The organism is Rhodomicrobium lacus (assembly GCF_003992725.1).
In the GTDB taxonomy this organism is placed as follows: domain Bacteria; phylum Pseudomonadota; class Alphaproteobacteria; order Rhizobiales; family Rhodomicrobiaceae; genus Rhodomicrobium; species Rhodomicrobium lacus.
On the sequence record NZ_RZNF01000012.1, the window covers coordinates 13,812 to 31,034 of the forward strand.

The 17,223-nt window shown below is 62.1% G+C and carries 16 protein-coding genes and 1 riboswitch; of the genes, 6 read left to right on the forward strand and 10 right to left on the reverse strand.

Going from position 1 to position 17,223, the window contains the following annotated elements:
• Positions 1-61: 61 nt before the first annotated feature.
• The 4 genes from EK416_RS09550 to EK416_RS09565 form a co-directional block, all read right to left on the reverse strand.
• Positions 62-1,309 carry a patatin-like phospholipase family protein gene (locus tag EK416_RS09550; RefSeq protein WP_164729958.1) on the reverse strand — a complete coding sequence of 416 codons (1,248 nt, stop codon included), beginning with the start codon at positions 1,307-1,309 and terminating at the stop codon, positions 62-64.
• Positions 1,310-1,515: 206 nt separating this feature from the next.
• Positions 1,516-2,577: an enoyl-CoA hydratase/isomerase family protein gene (locus EK416_RS09555; protein WP_127077275.1), complete on the reverse strand. Its 1,062-nt coding sequence runs from the start codon at positions 2,575-2,577 to the stop codon at positions 1,516-1,518.
• Between the two features lie 35 nt (positions 2,578-2,612).
• Positions 2,613-3,221, reverse strand: coding sequence for a class I SAM-dependent methyltransferase (locus EK416_RS09560; RefSeq protein ID WP_127077276.1), 609 nt, complete (start codon positions 3,219-3,221; stop codon positions 2,613-2,615).
• Positions 3,218-4,459, reverse strand: a complete 1,242-nt coding sequence (locus EK416_RS09565; protein WP_127077277.1) for a hypothetical protein — start codon at positions 4,457-4,459, stop codon at positions 3,218-3,220. The genes EK416_RS09560 and EK416_RS09565 overlap by 4 nt, the downstream gene beginning before the upstream one ends.
• Before the next feature lie 238 nt (positions 4,460-4,697).
• On the opposite strand from EK416_RS09565, the gene EK416_RS09570 reads away from it, so the two are divergent.
• The 4 genes from EK416_RS09570 (at position 4,698) to EK416_RS09585 (ending at position 8,656) form a co-directional block, all read left to right on the forward strand.
• Positions 4,698-5,264: a hypothetical protein gene (locus EK416_RS09570; protein ID WP_127077278.1), complete on the forward strand. Its 567-nt coding sequence runs from the start codon at positions 4,698-4,700 to the stop codon at positions 5,262-5,264.
• Positions 5,261-6,136 carry an anti-sigma factor family protein gene (locus tag EK416_RS09575; protein ID WP_127077279.1) on the forward strand — a complete coding sequence of 292 codons (876 nt, stop codon included), beginning with the start codon at positions 5,261-5,263 and terminating at the stop codon, positions 6,134-6,136. Before EK416_RS09570 ends, EK416_RS09575 begins: the two co-directional genes overlap by 4 nt.
• Positions 6,137-6,301: 165 nt before the next feature.
• Entirely contained in the window at positions 6,302-7,162 is an 861-nt protein-coding gene (gene purU, locus EK416_RS09580; protein ID WP_127077280.1) for a formyltetrahydrofolate deformylase, read from the forward strand.
• A gap of 594 nt (positions 7,163-7,756) precedes the next feature.
• Positions 7,757-8,656: a cation diffusion facilitator family transporter gene (locus EK416_RS09585; protein ID WP_127077281.1), complete on the forward strand. Its 900-nt coding sequence runs from the start codon at positions 7,757-7,759 to the stop codon at positions 8,654-8,656.
• A 46-nt stretch (positions 8,657-8,702) separates the two neighbouring features.
• Here EK416_RS09585 and EK416_RS09590 read toward each other — a convergent pair whose 3' ends face one another.
• Both EK416_RS09590 and EK416_RS09595 read right to left on the reverse strand, forming a co-directional pair.
• Positions 8,703-9,623: a sugar phosphate isomerase/epimerase family protein gene (locus tag EK416_RS09590; RefSeq protein ID WP_127077282.1), complete on the reverse strand. Its 921-nt coding sequence runs from the start codon at positions 9,621-9,623 to the stop codon at positions 8,703-8,705.
• Between the two features lie 59 nt (positions 9,624-9,682).
• The gene (locus EK416_RS09595; protein WP_127077283.1) at positions 9,683-10,591 is read right to left on the reverse strand and encodes a TIM barrel protein; all 909 of its coding nucleotides are present in this window, start codon (positions 10,589-10,591) and stop codon (positions 9,683-9,685) included.
• 132 nt (positions 10,592-10,723) lie between these two features.
• On the opposite strand from EK416_RS09595, the gene EK416_RS09600 reads away from it, so the two are divergent.
• Positions 10,724-10,918, forward strand: a complete 195-nt coding sequence (locus EK416_RS09600; RefSeq protein WP_127077284.1) for a hypothetical protein — start codon at positions 10,724-10,726, stop codon at positions 10,916-10,918.
• Between the two features lie 54 nt (positions 10,919-10,972).
• Here the strand turns inward: EK416_RS09600 and EK416_RS09605 are convergent, their stop codons facing one another.
• The 4 genes from EK416_RS09605 to EK416_RS17745 all read right to left on the reverse strand — a co-directional run bounded on the left by EK416_RS09605 (position 10,973) and on the right by EK416_RS17745 (position 14,834).
• Entirely contained in the window at positions 10,973-12,175 is a 1,203-nt protein-coding gene (locus EK416_RS09605) for a pyridoxal phosphate-dependent aminotransferase (RefSeq protein ID WP_127077285.1), read from the reverse strand.
• Between the two features lie 422 nt (positions 12,176-12,597).
• Complete coding sequence (gene metW, locus EK416_RS09610) at positions 12,598-13,266, reverse strand: methionine biosynthesis protein MetW (protein WP_127077286.1); 669 nt, start codon at positions 13,264-13,266, stop codon at positions 12,598-12,600.
• On the reverse strand, positions 13,266-14,459 hold the full coding sequence (gene metX, locus EK416_RS09615; protein WP_127077287.1) for a homoserine O-acetyltransferase MetX: 1,194 nt from the start codon (positions 14,457-14,459) through the stop codon (positions 13,266-13,268). The genes metW and metX overlap by 1 nt, the downstream gene beginning before the upstream one ends.
• A gap of 56 nt (positions 14,460-14,515) precedes the next feature.
• Positions 14,516-14,593, reverse strand: a riboswitch (SAM riboswitch).
• A gap of 73 nt (positions 14,594-14,666) precedes the next feature.
• A complete protein-coding gene (locus EK416_RS17745; RefSeq protein WP_164729959.1) occupies positions 14,667-14,834 on the reverse strand; it encodes a hypothetical protein in 168 nt (55 codons plus the stop codon).
• A 522-nt stretch (positions 14,835-15,356) separates the two neighbouring features.
• Between EK416_RS17745 and EK416_RS09620 the strand changes: the two genes are divergently transcribed.
• Positions 15,357-17,150 (forward strand): acyl-CoA dehydrogenase C-terminal domain-containing protein, encoded by a 1,794-nt coding sequence (locus EK416_RS09620; RefSeq protein ID WP_127077288.1) that lies wholly within the window; start codon positions 15,357-15,359, stop codon positions 17,148-17,150.
• The last annotated feature ends 73 nt before the right edge of the window (positions 17,151-17,223 follow it).

Here is a 17,223-nt window from a genome sequence, read left to right on the forward strand (position 1 = left end):
GTCGATTCAGAGCGCGCCAGATGGACTCGCCCTCTTCCTAGACCCGCCTGAGAAACCTTCGCTATCGGATCGATGCAATCGTCGGGCGTGGCTTCGGCGCATTTCCGGGCAATGGCACCGACGCCAGCCACGGGCTTGCCGACCGAGCCTTGTCGTAGCCGTAACGGAACAGTGTCTGCATGTAGGGCGCGTTGAAGCCGGGCTGAAGGCCGGGATTGGCCTTGAGCAGATCGTCGAACCCCTGGTCGATGAATGTCAGGTGAAAGCGTCCCGGCCCCACATAGGTACTTGCGGCGTACAGCGTACCCTTGGCGCTTGCCTTGATGAGGGTGGAAAACGCGCGGGGCACCTCCGACAGTATGCCGGATTCCACCACCTCGAACTCGGGCGACAGGCGGTTGTTGATGATCACCCACAATTGGGCGGGCGCGCCCTTCGGGGTTGAAATCCCCCTGCCTGTCGCGAACACCACATCCGGCAGGATGAAGACCTGCGTTGTGGCGCCGCCGTCGATATGCATTTCGCGGAAGCGGCGGCCGTTTGCCTGAACCTCGATATAAGTCGGGCCGAAAATGCCCGGTATGCTTGCGGAGGCGACGAGCACATCGCGGAACAGATCGCGGTACTGCGGACCTGCGGCGGCGATGGCGCCCATGTCCCAGACGACACCGCGCTGCGCATCGAGATTGGTCGTCACGACGAAAAGACGTCGCCCTTTCGCATGTTCGGCGGCGACGGCTCGGAGAAGATTATAATCGACGAAGGCATCCACGAGTTCGACGAGAGACTGGCGGCGAACTTCGGCTGTACCCAGCAGCGAGAACACGCCGCCGAGATCGCCCAGAAACTGCGCGGCGGTGCCCGCGAAAGCCTCCTGAAGCCGCGCGTCGTAGGCAGGGCCCAGAAACGCCAGCGGGGCGATGAGCGCGCCCGCGCTGACGCCCGTCACGATTGCGAATTTCGGTCGCGTCCCCGTCGCCGTCCAGCCATTGATGACGCCTGCACCGTAAGCGCCGTCATAGGCGCCGCCGGAAAGGGCGAGCACGTCGAAGCTTCCCGTCGCTGAAATGGCTCCCGACAGGGCGGTGCCGCGCACGAACTCGCGAAGTTCCGCGTCGCTGCCGTCCACCCAGAAGCGCGCGTGCGGAATGCCGGGAATCTCGGCGATGGCCTGTTCCTGCGCCGTGAAAGGCTCACGCGGGAGATAAGCACAGGCGGCGAGGAGAAACGCGGCCACGATGAGCGCGAATGACTGCCGCGCCGCGACCGCAAGGCGACCTCGGCGGTGCGCATCCCGATTAAAGCCCATTCCGCTTCCCTCTTGCACATCGCACATTCGAGAAAGTTTTTCCACGCGCTGTCCCGAACCGTCAACAAGGCAGGCGCCGTTTCCTCGGATTTCGCCGCCACCGTTGCCCGCATGCAACCATTGCGGGTTGATCACACCTCTGTGTGCAACCGCCAAGGGCCGACTTCAGCCTCGATCACGTCCTTGCGTCAGATCGCGTGCGATTTCTACGCAGACCGGTCGAGCGGAACATCGCCTGTCGAAAGGGGCGCGAAGAAGCTTTCCACGAGGGGCGCGGCAACCTCGCCGATGGACGCATGGGCCCACTTCGGCGAGCGATCCTTGTCGATGACCGCGGCGCGAACTCCCTCCGCGAAATCGGCATGGCGGATGAGCCGCGTCGCAACCCGGTATTCCAGAGACAAGGCGTCCTTGAGACTCGAAAAGGTGGCGGCGCGGCGGTGCAACTCGAAGGTCAGATGCAGCGAAAGCGGCGAGCGCGCCGACAGCGTGGCGAGCGTCGCGCGGGCGAAGTCCCGCCATCGTCCGTCCTCGCGCTCAAGCCCCCGGAACAGCCCTTCAAGCGAAGGCGCGGCGAACAGGCGGTCGATCGGCTCGCGCAAAGCGTCGAGCGCGCTTTCGCCCGCTGGTTCGTGCAAGGCGCTGAGCACGGTGCCGATGGTCTGCCCTTCGATCATGGCCGCCCGGATCGCGGGGAACCGCTCGCGAGGAATGCAATGCGTCACGAGTCCGAGCGCGTAAGCGTCGGCGCGATTCAGCACGGCGCCCGTCAGCGCGAGATAAAGGCCGGTCTTGCCGGGCAGACGCGGCATGAACCACGATCCGCCGATATCGGGCACAAAGCCAATGCCGGTTTCGGGCATCGCGAAGCGGATGTTTTCGCCCGCTACGCGATGGCTGCCGTAGAGGCTCACGCCAACGCCGCCGCCCATCACCGGGCCGTCGATCAGCGCGACATGCGGCTTCGGAAAGCATGCCAGCGACCAGTTGTACCGATACTCCGCCGCATAGAAGCGGTTCGCCTCTTCGGGGGCGCTCGCCGCCATATCGCGGATGGCGCGGATATCGCCCCCGGCGCAGAACGCCTTGCCCTCGGCTTCGAGCACCATGCCGTAGATATGCGGATTGGCTGCGCAGGCGTTAAGAAAGGTGTCGAGCCGTTCGATCATTGCCGGGGTCAAAGCGTTCAACGCCTTGGGGCGATTGAGGCGGGCAAGCCCCGCCCTGCCCTCTACCACGCAGGCGACTCCCTGTTCCAAATCCAGCATGTCGGCTCCATTTTCGGTCGTGCCCCAAGGCCAGACTACGGCGCAAGGGCGCGGACAAACAGCCACTCGGCGTGTGCGCGCGAGGTTCGCGCCTCCTCGATCGTCCAGGCCGCAAAACCGGCATCGGCGAGAAGCGGCTCCAGGGTTTGCCGCTCCCAATAGCAGAAGAACCGCGGCGCGCCGATTTTCTCGCTGGACCAGGCTTCCCCTTGGCCCTTTTTCAGACTGAAGGCTAAACGCCCGCCAGCCTTTATGGAACGTATCAGTTTTTTCAGGATGAATTCGAACTCGTCTCTCTCGAAATGCAGCAGAACCGCATTCGCGAAAATGAGGTCGTAACGCTCGCCTAACTCGTCGGTCAGCACATTGAAGCGCCGGGCGTTGAGCCCCCTGGCCTGCAATTCCGTGACAAACCCGGCGACGGCGTCGGTGCAATCGACCTCGAAGCCCCTCGACGCGATGTAGGCGGCGTCGCGTCCGAAGGCGCTCCCCAATTCGAGAATGCGCGCTGTGGCCGGGAGCCCCGAGAGGGCGGCGTCGATCCAGTCTTTCGCCTCGCCGCTTACCGTCTGCGCCGTGCCCTCGATATAGTCGCGCACGCGCCCGCCATATGACTGCAAGGTCTCATCATTCGAACCGCTCATCGCTGATCGCTCTCGGGAGCCTCATCCGTCTTCGTGCGGTAAACGGCAACGGGCACCGGCGAGAACAGCCATGTCTTCACCTCGCTGGCGAAGGGCAGCGGCACATGCCTGAAAAGCTCCATCTGCTCGCGCCCCGTCTCACGGCCCGCGTTCTCGAAAATCAGCCAGATCTCGCGCGGCTCGATCCGAAGCGACGCTGCGAGATAGCTCAGGATGATGTCGATATGCCCCGCCGGAAGAGCGTCGGGGAAGAACAGCACCGAGGGCTGCGAAGGGATCAGAAGGCCGTCGCGGTCGCCACGCAGCGCGCGCACGTCGCGGCAGTCGAGCCAGGAGCGCGGGTATTGGGCGAGGTTCATTTCGAGGATCTCGCAACCTTCGGTGTCGAAGGCGTAGCCCGCCGCATATTCGAAATTTCGCCGCGCGGCGAGAAGCAGCGTGCGGCCATTGCCTGCGCGGAAATCGACGAAGGCGTGGCGCTTCAGATCACGGGGCAGGACGGAAAGCGCCCAATCGAGTACCTTCTTCGGCATCGGGCCGCGATAGACGAATTCCTTTTCGATGCCATTTTCGCCTTCGCTGATGGCGTAGACTTCAAGCGGTGGCGTCTTGCTGAACAGAAGACGCTCGGTCTGGCGGTCGAAGACATGCCGGTGCACGAGGGCGACAAGCGCGAGACGTCTGCGACGCCAATCCTTGAGGCGCATGCGCCGGGACAGTGCCGCACCGAGATCGGTGGCGATGCGCCGACTGGTCCGAGCAAGATGCGAGGCCTGCTGCCTTGAGCTTTGCATCCGCTCGGCTGCCGCGATCTGAAAGCCGCGCAAACTTTCCCTCGCGCGACCGATAAATGAGCCCCGCGGCTCCGGCGTCACGTCGACCGTGTTGGGCACGGTAAGGGAAAGGGCGCCTTCCGGCGGCAGAATCTCGACGTCGATAATGGGCGGATGCACCCGAGGCGGCTCACTTTCACCGACCGGTGCCTGTCTGATCTGCTCGCGCGCGCTGTGCAATTCCTCGATCAGCCGCGCATGGATGACATCGGACGCGGGCAACGGCGCGTCCGGGACATGGGTCGCCGCGCGATCCGTGGGCAGCGCTCCGCTCCGGATCACCTGTTCGAGCGCCTCCGCGAGCGGGTCCGGCTTCGCGGCGGCAGGACCGTTGAAGCTGTAGGCGCCACGGTCAGCCCTCGAAAACTTGCTCAGACGCTGCTTTTCGGAGTCGTCGTCTGTCATGCCGCCCTGCCGCGAGATTGTCCGCGAACGGCTTTCCGCCGCCGCCATAAACGCATGAATGACAGTTTTTTCACGACTTCAGCGATAAAGGCAATTGCTGTAAGCGACGAAATCGACCGAAACCCGAAGCGGCTCTGCGTGCAGTCCCGGCTGTTGTCATTTTACCGCGCGTCAACCTTTCCATGTCATTATCGGCCAGAGTAACGGTTCTTTCAATTTGTAGAGGAGGCCGCGTATCATGGCGAACTTCGGGCAGAGTCAGAGCCGCGCGCGCGACGGTCTTCTCGCGGCGGCACCGCGTCTTTACAAGTTCGCCCTGGCGGTCACGGCCAATGCCGACCTCGCTCAGGCTCTTCTTCGCGGCGCACTCAAGAGCCTGCAAAACCGGAGGGATTGGCGCGAGGACGATCGCGATCATCTGACGGAAGCCTTCCGCCGCATCTACGCGCTCTGGAACGCGAAGCTTGCCGAAGATCCGAACCTTCAGAAGAAATACGTACCCGACGCCCGCCTCTTCAGCGCGAGCCTGCTGAAAGGATCGCTTGCCGGCAACGCCCATTTCGCAAAATTCATCTCAAGTCTTCCGTCGCAGCAACGCGCGGCTCTTTACCTCGTTTACGGTGAGGCCGCGTCCTATGACGAAGCGGCGGACGCCGTCGGCCTCGAAGTGCTCGCTCTGATGAAATGCCTCGCGCGCGGCCATGTCGCGCTCTCGCATTGGCTCGACACGCGTGGCCTCTCGGATGGCCCCCGCGAGCGCGGCCTTGAAATCGATCCGTCGATCATCAGGGAGCGTGCCGCATGACGCAACTCTCGGACGAATTTCTGCTGGCCTATCTCGACGGGCAGCTTGAAAAGACCCAGGCTGCCGAAGTCACACAGCTTTCCTCGGTCAATGCCGAGGTTTCGCGGCGCATCGCCAGGCTGAAGCGGACGCAGGCCCAGCTCATCGAAACGTTCGGCGCCTTTGCGCGCGAGGACGTCTCCGTGCCAAAGGCCGCTCTCCAGACGGGGGAAACCGACGCGCAGGCGCGCCCGCAGCGCGCGGTCCAGCAAGCCGGGGCCAGGCTTTCGGGGAATGCATCCAAGGTGACCCACGCGCCAGCGGCGGCGCGGCAGATGGTTTTTGTCGCGGCCGTTTTCCTCGGCGGACTTCTGGGCGGTTACGGAGCGACGCTACTTGCAGGCGACCCCGCTCCCCTTCCCGCAAAGGACACCGACCGGCCTCTCTCCGCGGTGATCGCACCGACGGCATGGCCGACAGACATCGCACGCTTTCACAGCTACTTCCCGCGCGAGACGCTGACACCCTATCCGGACGCCATCGCAAATCCGGAACTCATCCGCTTTCAGCTCTCCAAGATAACGGGACGGGCGCTGACGCCGCCCGATTTCTCCAAGCAGGGCTATACCCTGTATCGCGGCCAGACGTTCAATTACCGTCAGGACCGGATGATGCAGCTCACCTATTCCTCGAAAACGGAGCCGCCGATCACCTTCTACGCCCTCCCCGGCGCAGAGAGCGGCGACAGCGAAGTCGCGGTGCAGACCGTCGGGTCGCTTAAGGGCGTGAGCTGGGTTTTCGATCGCGTGCGGTTCTTCATCACCTCGGACCGGAGCGAGGAAGATCTGAAGGTGCTCGCCGCCATCGCGCAGAGCCAGACGCCGAAGCGGTAAGTCTCGCTTGGTTTCAAATCGAGACGGTTTAACGCGGACCAAATGTAAAGTTGCGCAAACGCCACGTCCTGCGGCGTTAAGCTGCGCGAACGGTAGCTTCTTTCGCTTTCGTTGCGGGCGGAGTATGAAGGAGGTGTTAACCGGCCACACCTCCAAGAGCTATCCATGTCCTTTCAGAAGCCAGCGTTCGTCCTGACCCTTTCCTGCGCCGATCAATCCGGGATCGTCGCATCCATTGCCGGGATATTGGCCGAGCACGGATGCAACATCACGGATAGCGCGCAGTTTGGCGATGTGAAGTCGAACCGATTTTTCATGCGCGTTTCGTTCTCCGCGCCGGACACGATGGACGAGCCGGCGGCGGAACGCATGCTGAAGCCCGTGGTCGACCGCTTCAAGATGACCACGCGGCTTCATCCCGTGGCCGAACGCATGCGGGTTCTGATCCTCGTTTCAAAATTCGGGCATTGCCTGAACGATCTCCTGTACCGGCACCGCGTCGGCGCGCTCCCCGTCGAAATTCCCGCCATCATATCGAACCATCGCGATTTCTACCGGCTCGCCGCCAGCCACGACATTCCGTTTCACCATCTGCCCATGACGCCCGACACGAAGGAAAAGCAGGAGCACAAGCTCGCCGAAATCATCGACGAGGAGAAGATCGATCTCGTCGTACTCGCCCGCTACATGCAGGTGTTGTCAGAAGACCTGTGCCGCAAGCTCGAAGGGCGCGCGATCAACATCCATCACTCCTTCCTGCCGAGCTTCAAGGGTGCGAAGCCTTATCATCAGGCGCACATGCGCGGCGTGAAACTGATCGGCGCCACAGCGCATTATGTCACGCCCGCCCTCGACGAGGGGCCGATCATCGAGCAGGAAGTGGCGCGCGTGGATCATTCGATGTCGATCGAGGATCTTGTCAATATGGGCCGCGACGTTGAAAGTCTTGTTCTCTCTCGCGCAGTAAAGTGGCATGTGGAACACCGTATTCTGGTCAACGGCAATCGGACCGTCGTTTTCCGTTAAGAAACGACAAGAATAGAGCGCGCGAAGGTCGGTTTTTTGCCTTTGCGTGGCTTCCCCTTGCCATCTAGGGACGCCTTAAGGCGCAGGCAGCAAATGAAATTGTCTACGTTTTTAGTTGTTAAGTCTGAATAGATTTTTCGTTCCCGTACGAGGCTAACAACTATTATATTCAGTCAATCGCATTGTGAATGGTGATGCAATGAAAAAGATTGATAGCCTTATTGTCGAAATCCAGTCAGTAATCGAAAAACTATCCGGGATAAATGCTCGTCTACACGAAATAAAAGAAGAAAACGAAGCAATAGAACGGGCACGAGACAGGCTGAGAAGTCAGAAAAATATCAAAAAAAATACGAACGGTGTCTGACCTGCATAATGATCTATATTCAGGCACTCTCCGAAGCGCAGTTTCAAATATCTGATAGATCTATGCTGTGTGAACCGACCTCTCCGCCAGAACGCCAAAGGTTCCTTGGGCGTACCAAGGGCTTTGGCGAGAGGCATTTTTAGCTTGTAACACCCGCGCCGAACCTGCTCTGTGTGAACCTCGAACGCGCGGCCCGAGACGCGCGATTGGTCACGAGGTCCGCTCCCATGAATGCCCTCAGCCGCTATGCGCTTCAAAGCGTCGGTATCGCCGCGCTTGTTCTCGCGCTGAAGGGGCTTGCGGCTGCGGTAACGGGGTCGGTCGCTCTCTGGTCGGACGCGCTTGAGAGCATCATCAATGTCGTTGTGGCAGCCGTCGCCTATTTCGCGCTGCGGCTCAGCGCCAAGGGACCGGACGCCAATCATCAATTCGGTCATTACAAGGTGGAATATTTCTCCGCCGTATTTGAAGGCGCGCTCATCGTCGTGGCCGCGTTCGCGATCTTCCGCGAAGCGACCGCGAGCTTCCTCGATCCGAAGCCGCTCGACGCGCCGATTCTCGGTCTTGCGATCAACGGCGCTGCCACCGTCATCAACGCGGGCTGGGGTTGGCATCTGTCTCGTATCGGGCAGCGCGAACGCTCGCCCGCGCTTTATGCCGATGGCCAGCACGTTCTAGCCGACGTCGTTTCATCGATCGGCGTCATCCTCGGGCTCATTGCGGCCGTTCTCACCGGCTGGCTATGGCTTGACGCGGTCATCGCGGCCTGCGTCGGCGGCTGGATCCTCATTTCCGGGTGGCGGCTTGTAAAGGAGAGCGTCGGCGGGTTGATGGATGCGGCCGCCGATCCCGACACGCTCGCCGCCATCAAGGCCATCATTGGCGCGGAAGCAAACGGCGCGCTTGAAGCGCACGACCTGCGCACGCGCGCCGCCGGCCCCGTCACCTTCATCGAGTTTCATCTCGTGGTGCCCGCCGGCATGACCGTGAGCGCCGCGCACGATATTTGCGACCGCATCGAGAATGCGCTGATGAGCGAAGTTCCAGGCGCCCGCGTCACGATCCATGTCGAGCCCGAGAACAAGGCAAAGCACGCCGGCGTAAGGATGCGCTCGTCGCACGCGTAACGCCGGGTTCGGCCGAGAGCGCGCGCTCGCCTCGCTCGCCCCACTGTCATGCTTCGGCGCGCCGTTTCTGTGCGCGCTCGTAAGCGGCAGCCAGAGCGCGCGCGCGGACCACGCCATCCGGCAGCGCGAAGCGATATTGTGCCGATAATTCGAGCAGGAAAAGAGCGTCCGGCGGAAAGTTCAATTCGTCCATCAGGTCGTGCCAGGGAAGCCTTCCCCAGCCGAGCGGCAAATGCAGGTCGCCGAGGCCATAAGCGACGCGCTCCGACGGCACGAAAATGGCCATGTCGGCGGGATCGGCAAAGCAATCGTGCAGATGGAGATGCGCCGAAATGCTGGCCAGAGCCTTCGCTTCGGCCCGAAAATCCGCCCCCTCCGCCGCGCAGGCAAGCGCTGCGTGAGCGAAATCGAGGCAGCCGGTCACATTCGGATGTGCGATGGCAGCGATCTCACGCGCTATTTGCGACGGCAGCGGCGCGATCCGCCCTCTGTCGGGCACATAGATGTTTTCAATGGCAAGGCTCATGCCGCCCCGCTCGGCAACATCGGCAAGTGCCCGGAACGCGTCGCGCTGGCGTGCATAGGCCGCCTCGATCCGGCCTTCGTCGGCGCGCGCGATGTGCCCGGTGTGCAGAACGATGCGGAAGACGCCAAGCTCGGAAGCCGCTGCTATGGCCGCTTCCGCCACGATGCGGTGACGCGCAAGGAGATCGGAAGCGTCCATCATGTTGACGCCGACGGGACCGTGCGCCGTCAATGCAAACGGCCTCGTCCCGATCGCCAGCGCCAGTCGCCTCATCTGGTCGGGCAGCACCCGGCCGCCCGCGATGATATCGAGCGCGAACAGCGGCAGTTCCACGACGTCCACGCCCAGCTCCTCGGCGAGATCGAGATTGCGCCGGAGTGCCTCGAAATCGGGGTCTTCGCATGCCGCGCTCGCAAACCCTATCCCGCCTGAGATTGCCATCGCGCCCCCCCCCCCCGTTTTCCGAATCCGGGGAACGATAGCACAGCGGCGGAGCATGTTCAGGCGTTCGCGCGGCCAGCCTTGTATACTTCAATCATGTCTTGCATCTCGCGCACGCTGTCGTCGAGCGCATACCAGTAACGCGGCGGCAGTTCGAGGTTGAAGATGACGTCGGGGCGGAAGGTGAAGCGCTGCATCATCTCCAGCCACGGAAGCTTGCCCCAGCCGATGGGCGCATGCAGATCGCCGAGGCCGTAGGCGAGCCGTTCTGCATCCGCAGAGGTGCGGAGCTGCGTCGGATCGCCGAACGAATCATGGACATGAAGGTGGATGGCCACGCGCGCGAGCGCCTCGGCCTCCGCCAGAAAGTCCGCTCGCTGCGACGCGCAGGTAATGGCACCGTGCGAGAAATCGAGGCACGCGAAGACGTTTGAATGCCCGATGGCCTCGATTTCGCGGGCAAGGCGCGAGGGAAGCGCGGTCACCTCGGCTTCGCTCGTCGAGAATATGTTTTCGATGGCAATGATGATGCCGTGCGCGGCGGCGATGTCGCCAAGCCTCGCGATATAGTCGCGCTGGTTGCTGTAGGCCGCTTCTATTGTTCGCGGATCGCTCTCCCTCGTGACGCCGGTGTGAAAGACGACATGCACCGCGCCGATTTCGGCAGCGGCCTCGACACTCGCCCGCGCCACCTCGAAGTGACGCTCCGAAAGCTCGCGCTGCATGAAGTTGACCGCAATGGGGCCATGCGCGGTGTAGCCAAGCGCGCGCGGGCGCAGCGCCTCCTTCAGGCGGCGCAGCTGGCTAGGGATGATGCGTCCGCCGGCGATCAGGTCCATCGCGAAGATCGGGATTTCAACGAAGTCGACGCCGAGTTCCTCGGCCTGACTCAGATTGCGCCGCAAGTTTTCGAAATGATAATCGTCTCGAACCGCGCTCGAGAAACCGGCTCCACGAACAGCCACCATTTTTTCACCTCTTGCTTTTGGCGCACAAGGCTAGGCTGCGCCTGCGAAGCGATGATGACATGGCGATGGGGCCTAAATCCGGCCCACTTATTCTGTAAACTGGAAAAACAAATAACATGTGGGAGTGCGGCTATGGCAAAACCTAAGTACGAGGAAACCGAACGTTTCGAGGACGTTATCTCCCCCATCGGAACCTTCGAAGGGCACGAAATCGTTAGAATCCGAAATAATGAAACCGGAGAGGAGACGACCGGGCGCGGGCGCACGTACGAAGAGGCACGCGACCGTGCTGTTTCCCAACACATCGAAAACGAAAAAAACAAGTAGATGCTCTACCTGTGCAGTCTTGCCGACTGCACAGGCTAACTATACGCCGAGGCGCTATTTCAGGCTTGCGCAGAAGCGTTGAATGCGGCGGCCCGCTTCCTCAAGCTCCTTCGCGGACGTCGCATAGGAGATGCGGAAATACGGCGACAGCCCGAACGCGGCGCCGTGGACGACCGCCACGCCTTCGTCTTCGAGCAGCGCCGTCACCACGTCCTCGTCGTTCTCCAGCACCTTGCCGCCGGGCGTCTTCTTGCCGATGAGGCCCGCGCAGGATGGATAGACATAGAACGCGCCTTCGGGCGTCGGGCAATCGATGCCGTCGGCGTCGTTCAGCATCGACACGATGAGGTCGCGCCGCTGCTTGAAGCTCTCCGCGCGCGCGGGCAGGAAATCCTGCGTGCCGTTCAGCGCCTCGACGCTCGCCCATTGCGAAATGCTCGTCGGGTTCGAGGTCGTCTGCGACTGGAGCGTCGTCATCGCCTTGATGAGCGCCTCCGGGCCGCCGCAGTAGCCGATACGCCAGCCTGTCATCGCATACGCCTTCGAAACGCCGTTCACGGTGAGCGTGCGGTCGTAGAGCGCAGGCTCGATCTCGGCGGGCGTCGTGAACTTGAAGCCGTCATAAACGAGGTGTTCATACATGTCGTCCGACAGCACCCACACATGCGGATGGCGCAGCAGCACGTCGGTCAGCGCCTTCAGCTCGTCGCGCGTGTAGGCCGCGCCCGTCGGGTTCGACGGGTGGTTGAAGATAAGCCACTTCGTCTTCGGCGTGATGGCCGCTTCGAGGGTCTCGGGCGACAGCTTGAACTTCGTGCCGATACCCGCTTCCGCGAATACGCAGGTGCCGCCGGCGAGCAGCACGATATCGGGATACGACACCCAGTATGGCGCCGGGATCACCACCTCGTCGCCGGGGTTCAGCGTCGCCATCATGGCGTTGAAGATGACCTTCTTGCCGCCGGGCGCCACCATGATCTGGCTTGGCTTGTAGTCGAGGTTGTTCTCGCGCTTGAACTTCGCCGCGATCGCCTGCTTCAGTTCGGGGATGCCGTCGACGTTCGTGTACTTCGTCTTGCCTTCGCGGATGGCCTTGATGGCGGCTTCCTTGATGTTGTCCGGCGTGTCGAAATCGGGCTCGCCCGCGCCGAGGCTTATCACGTCCTTGCCCGCCGCTTTCAGCTCGCGCGCCTTGGACGAGACGGCGATGGTGGGCGAGGGCTTAACGCGAGCGAGCGCGTCGGACAGGAAGGCCATTGTCTTTCTCCAGAGATGCGGGAATGCGCACGCAAACTATGCCTGTCGGGCAAGACGCGCAAGAGCGGTTTCCTTTGCCAAGCCCGGTTCGTTACTTAGGCGGACAGCACCGGCCGCGCCGCGCGAGATGGAACACAATTTTCTGATGCAGACCGCTCTTCTTTCCCTTTACATCGGAAATGTTCGATGACACCCTGAACGTATGAGCAATGCAACGAAAGGAGGTGATCCGATGTCGAGTGGGATTTCAGCGCTGGAGCAGCAGCTTGTGCGTGTCCCGGCGTCGTTGGGGCAGCCTCCTGCGAATGCCTGATGCGCCGTAGCGTTGCGCCATTGATGGCGCAACGGGCTGTGTGACAGCCTGTCTCACGAAGCCGCGGGAAGCGACACCCGCGGCTTTTTCTTTGTCCGCTGAACGGCCTTCAATCCGTCGGCGGTTTCTCGTCCGCCGTCAGCAGAAACACGGCCTGCTGCGCGACGATGTTGTGCAGAAAGGGCGGCACGCGGCTGCCGAGCGGGCGCCCGTGCGGCGACAGCGCGAAGGAGCGCTCGATCTTCGCGCCCACGACGACGCAAAGCTCGCGGAAGTCGGCGATGGTGCAGAAGTGAATGTTCTGCGTCTGATACCAAGGCTCCGGCAGGTTCCACGTCATGGGCATGCGCCCCTTGAACAGGATCTGTGAGCGAATGCGCCAGTGTCCGAAATTCGGGAACGAGACGATGACATGGCGTGCGATGCGCAGCAATTCCTGAAGAACCTCCTTCGGGCGCGTCGTGGCCTGAAGCGTCTGCGACAGGATCGCGTAATCGAACGCCCAATCGGGATAGTTCACGAGGTCGTGGTCTGCGTCGCCCTGAATCACGGACAGGCCTTTTGCGACGCAGAAATTCACACCGGACTGCGAAAGCTCGATGCCGCGCCCGTCGACCTTCTTCTTTTCTTCGAGAAGCTTCAAAAGCTCGCCCGTGCCGCAGCCGACATCGAGCACGCGCGCGCCATCCTCGACCATTCCCGCGATCAACAGAAGGTCTATGCGGTGCTGCGCCGTCTGCGCTGACGCAAAAGTCGCGCGGTCCTGATAGGCCGTCATCAGATGCCCTCCCCGGAGATCCCCTCCTCCGCCGCCGTGAGCCCGCGCTTCGCGCCAGCCGACTCGAGGAAGCCGCGGACAGTGGCGAACAGTTCGGGCTCGTGCAGGAGGAACGCGTCATGGCCCTTGTCGGTGTCGATCTCCACGAAGCTGACATTGGCCGCGACCGCATTCAGCGCCTGCACGATGGCGCGGCTTTCGCGCGTCGGATAGAGCCAGTCGCTTGTGAACGACACGAGGCAGAAGCGCGCCTTCGTCCCGGTGAAGCTGTTCGCGAGGACTCCCCCGAAATCCGCAGCGAGGTCGAAATAATCCATCGCGCGCGTGATGTAGAGGTAGCTGTTGGCGTCGAAGCGATCCACGAAGCTGATGCCCTGATGGCGGAGATAGCTTTCCACCTGAAAATCGGCGTCGAAACCGAAGGTGATCTTCTGCCGGTTCTGCAGGTTGCGGCCGAACTTCCGGTGCAGCGCTTCATCGGAGAGGTAGGTGATATGCGCGGCCATGCGTGCCACCGCAAGCCCCTTCGCAGGAGTTGTGCCTTCCTCTAGATAGCGCCCGGCGCGCCATTCCGGATCGGCCATGACGGCCTGGCGGCCGACCTCGTTGAACGCGATGTTCTGCGAGGATTGGCGCGCGGCGGTCGCGATCGGCATTGCGGAAAAGACACGGTCGCCGTAGCTGGCGCACCATTCGAGCGCCTGCATGCCGCCCATCGAGCCGCCGATGACGCAGAAAAGGTCCGGGATTTCCAGATGTTCGATTAGCCGCGATTGCGCGCGAACCATGTCGTCGATTGTGATGACGGGAAAATCCAGTCCCCACGGTTTGCCGGTCGCCGGGTTGATCGATGCCGGCCCCGTCGATCCCATGCATCCGCCGATGACGTTCGAGCAGATGACGAAATAGCGCTTCGTGTCCACCGGCTTGCCGGGACCGACGAGCGTCTCCCACCAGCCGGGCTTTCCCGTGATCGGGTGCCGGTCGGCGACATGCTGGTCGCCCGTCAGCGCGTGGCAGACGAGAACCGCGTTCGTCTTGTCCGCGTTAAGTTCGCCATAGGTCTGGTACGCAATCTGAAAGGTTTCGAGCGAGCGCCCGCAATCGAGCGGCAGTGGCTCGCTGCTCTGGAATAGCTGGCACGCTAACGGTATCGTCCGGTACTCGCTGCCGGTAACAAGCAACCTGCTCATTGGCGAAACGGCCCCAACCCTCTCGACGGACGGCCGACCGTGTTAACGCGCGGGGACCGGGGCGAGCCACGGCCTTTTAGCGAGTTTTTTAACGTGGCTGCAAGCCGGCCGGCCAAATCACCACGATCCATCAATAAAGGACGCCAGACGGCCTACGTCAAGAGCAGCCTAGTCAGCGCCCCGGCCGCCCGGCGGAGAATAAGGCGATCACCCGACTTGCGTCTTGAGATCGTCTTGCGTCTGGGCGCTTCTGTCTTCAAGCCCCTTGCGATGGTGAAGGACCGTGAGAACCTCCAGCACGACGACGGCAAATTCATTGAATTGCCAGCCTCGCCGCTCGGAATCGAGCCAGAGATGTTCGATCTTCTTTTCCATCGACGTCGTGAATTTAGGCCTTGGGGGAGAGGGCACTAGTTCAATCTTCTTTTCCATCGGCGGCGCGAGCCTATTATTGATATTGGCTATCAGGCTTCTCTCTGTACGCATTACGTCCACCCCTACCCTTTATGAGTTTGATCGCGCTATTCGCCGGTTTGAATAAGGCAAGCAACTCGTCTTCTTTTTTAGAACTCGGCGATTCTGCTGTCAGACTTCAAGGCTTCACAATCATTTATAACCAGGTGATGTGGTTAGAAGCGCGCCCCTCCCAAAGTAGGAGCGAGGCGTTTTTCTCCCCAAATCCCGAACGCATTCGCAAGCTGTTGCGTCTGCGAGGGTTTCCACACAAGCACCGCTGAAGACAAAGGTCTGTGACAAAAGCCAATGCTATGCGCCTTTCGGGGGGATCGCGTTTTGCTTGCCATTGACGTATACGTAAACTACTTAACGCTTGCAGGAGCGCGACGGTCGGCGTCTAGCGGCGGACCAGCGCTGAAAATGACCGAGGGAGGGAATACGATGACCAGCTACAAGGCGCCGCTCGACGATTACCGGTTCATCCTCACCGAGCTTTGGGACGCGCGCGAACTTTCGGCTATGCCCGGATTCGAGGATGCGACGCCGGACGTCATCGCCAGCGTGCTCGATGAAGCGGCAAAATTCTGCGAGGAGGTCCTTCATCCGCTGAACCAGAGCGGTGACGCGGAAGGCTGCGCTTTCGAGAACGGCACCGTGCGCACGCCGAAGGGCTTCAAGGAAGCCTATGAAAAATATGTCGAAGGCGGCTGGCCGTCGATGACCGCGTCACCCGAACACGGCGGCCAGGGGCTGCCGCACACGGTCGGCTTCGCCATCGAGGAATTCATCTGCTCCGCGAACCTCGCCTTCGGTCCCTATCCCGGGTTGACCGCTGGCGCCTATTCGGCCCTCGCGGCTCATGCGTCCGAAAACATCAAGGCGCGCTATCTGCCGAAGATGGTGTCGGGCGAATGGTCCGGGACGATGTGCCTCACCGAGCCGCATTGCGGAACCGATCTCGGCCTCATCAGGACACGCGCCATCCCTTGCGAAGATGGTTCATTCCGCATCACCGGCACGAAGATCTTCATTACCTCGGGCGAGCACGATCTCACGAACAACATCATCCACCTTGTCCTCGCGAAGCTGCCCGATGCGCCCGCGGGGTCCAAGGGCATCTCGCTGTTCGTCGTACCGAAATTCCTGCCGAACGAAGCAGGCGAACCGGGGGAACGCAATGCCGTTTCCTGTGGTGCGGTCGAGCACAAGATGGGCATCAAGGCCTCCGCGACCTGCGTCATGAACTTCGACGGCGCAGTGGGTTGGCTCGTGGCACAGCCCAATCAGGGCATGCGCGCGATGTTCACGATGATGAACGCGGCCCGCCTCGGCGTCGGCATTCAGGGCCTCGGCATCGCCGAAATCGCCCGTCAGAACGCGGTGATCTACACGAAGGAGCGCCTGCAGGGCCGCTCGCTCACCGGCGCCAAGGCACCGGAGAGGCCCGCCGATCCTCTGATCGTGCACCCGGACGTACGCAAGAATCTGCTCGAAGCGAAGGCATTCACCGAGGGCGCGCGCGCGCTCGCGGTGCTGATCGGACTCGGCATCGACCGGGCGGCGCATCACGCCGACGCCGCCGTGCGCCAGCAGTCGAACGATCTCGTCGCGCTGCTGACGCCCGTCATCAAGGCCTATTTCACCGACATGTCGGTGGAAACGGCGATCAAGATGCAGCAGATGTTCGGCGGCCACGGCTACATCCGCGAGCATGGCATGGAGCAGTTCGTCCGCGATGCGCGCATCACCATGCTTTACGAGGGCGCAAATGGCGTGCAGGCGCTCGATCTCGTCGGACGCAAGCTGCCGCAGAACGGCGGCGCGGCGGTGCGCGCTTTCTTCGCCATGATTCAGGCCGAGATCGAAGAAACGCTCACCGATCACGACATCGCCGATATCGCGGCCGCGCTCGAAGAGGCCTTCGCGAAGCTCCAGCAGGCGACCGCCTGGCTCGCGCAGCACGCCTTCGCCAACCCGGACGAGGCGGGCGGAGCCGCGACCGACTATCTGCGCATCTTCGCGCTCGTCACCATCGGCTGGATCTGGCTGAAGACGGCTCGCGTGGCGCAGGCGAAGTTGAAGGAAGGCGGCGAGGCAGCGCCCGAAATCTACGACGGCAAGCTCAAGACCGCGCGTTTCTTCGCGGCGAAGGTGCTGCCCGAGGTGGAAGGCCGCTTCCGCATCCTGACCGGTGGCTGCAAGCCCATGATGGATATGGCCGACGAGCAGTTCTGACGGGCGACAAGCCATAATTCGGCGGCGGGCGGAAGGCCCGCCGCAGCTGCGCCGGAAGAGCGCCGTCACCGCT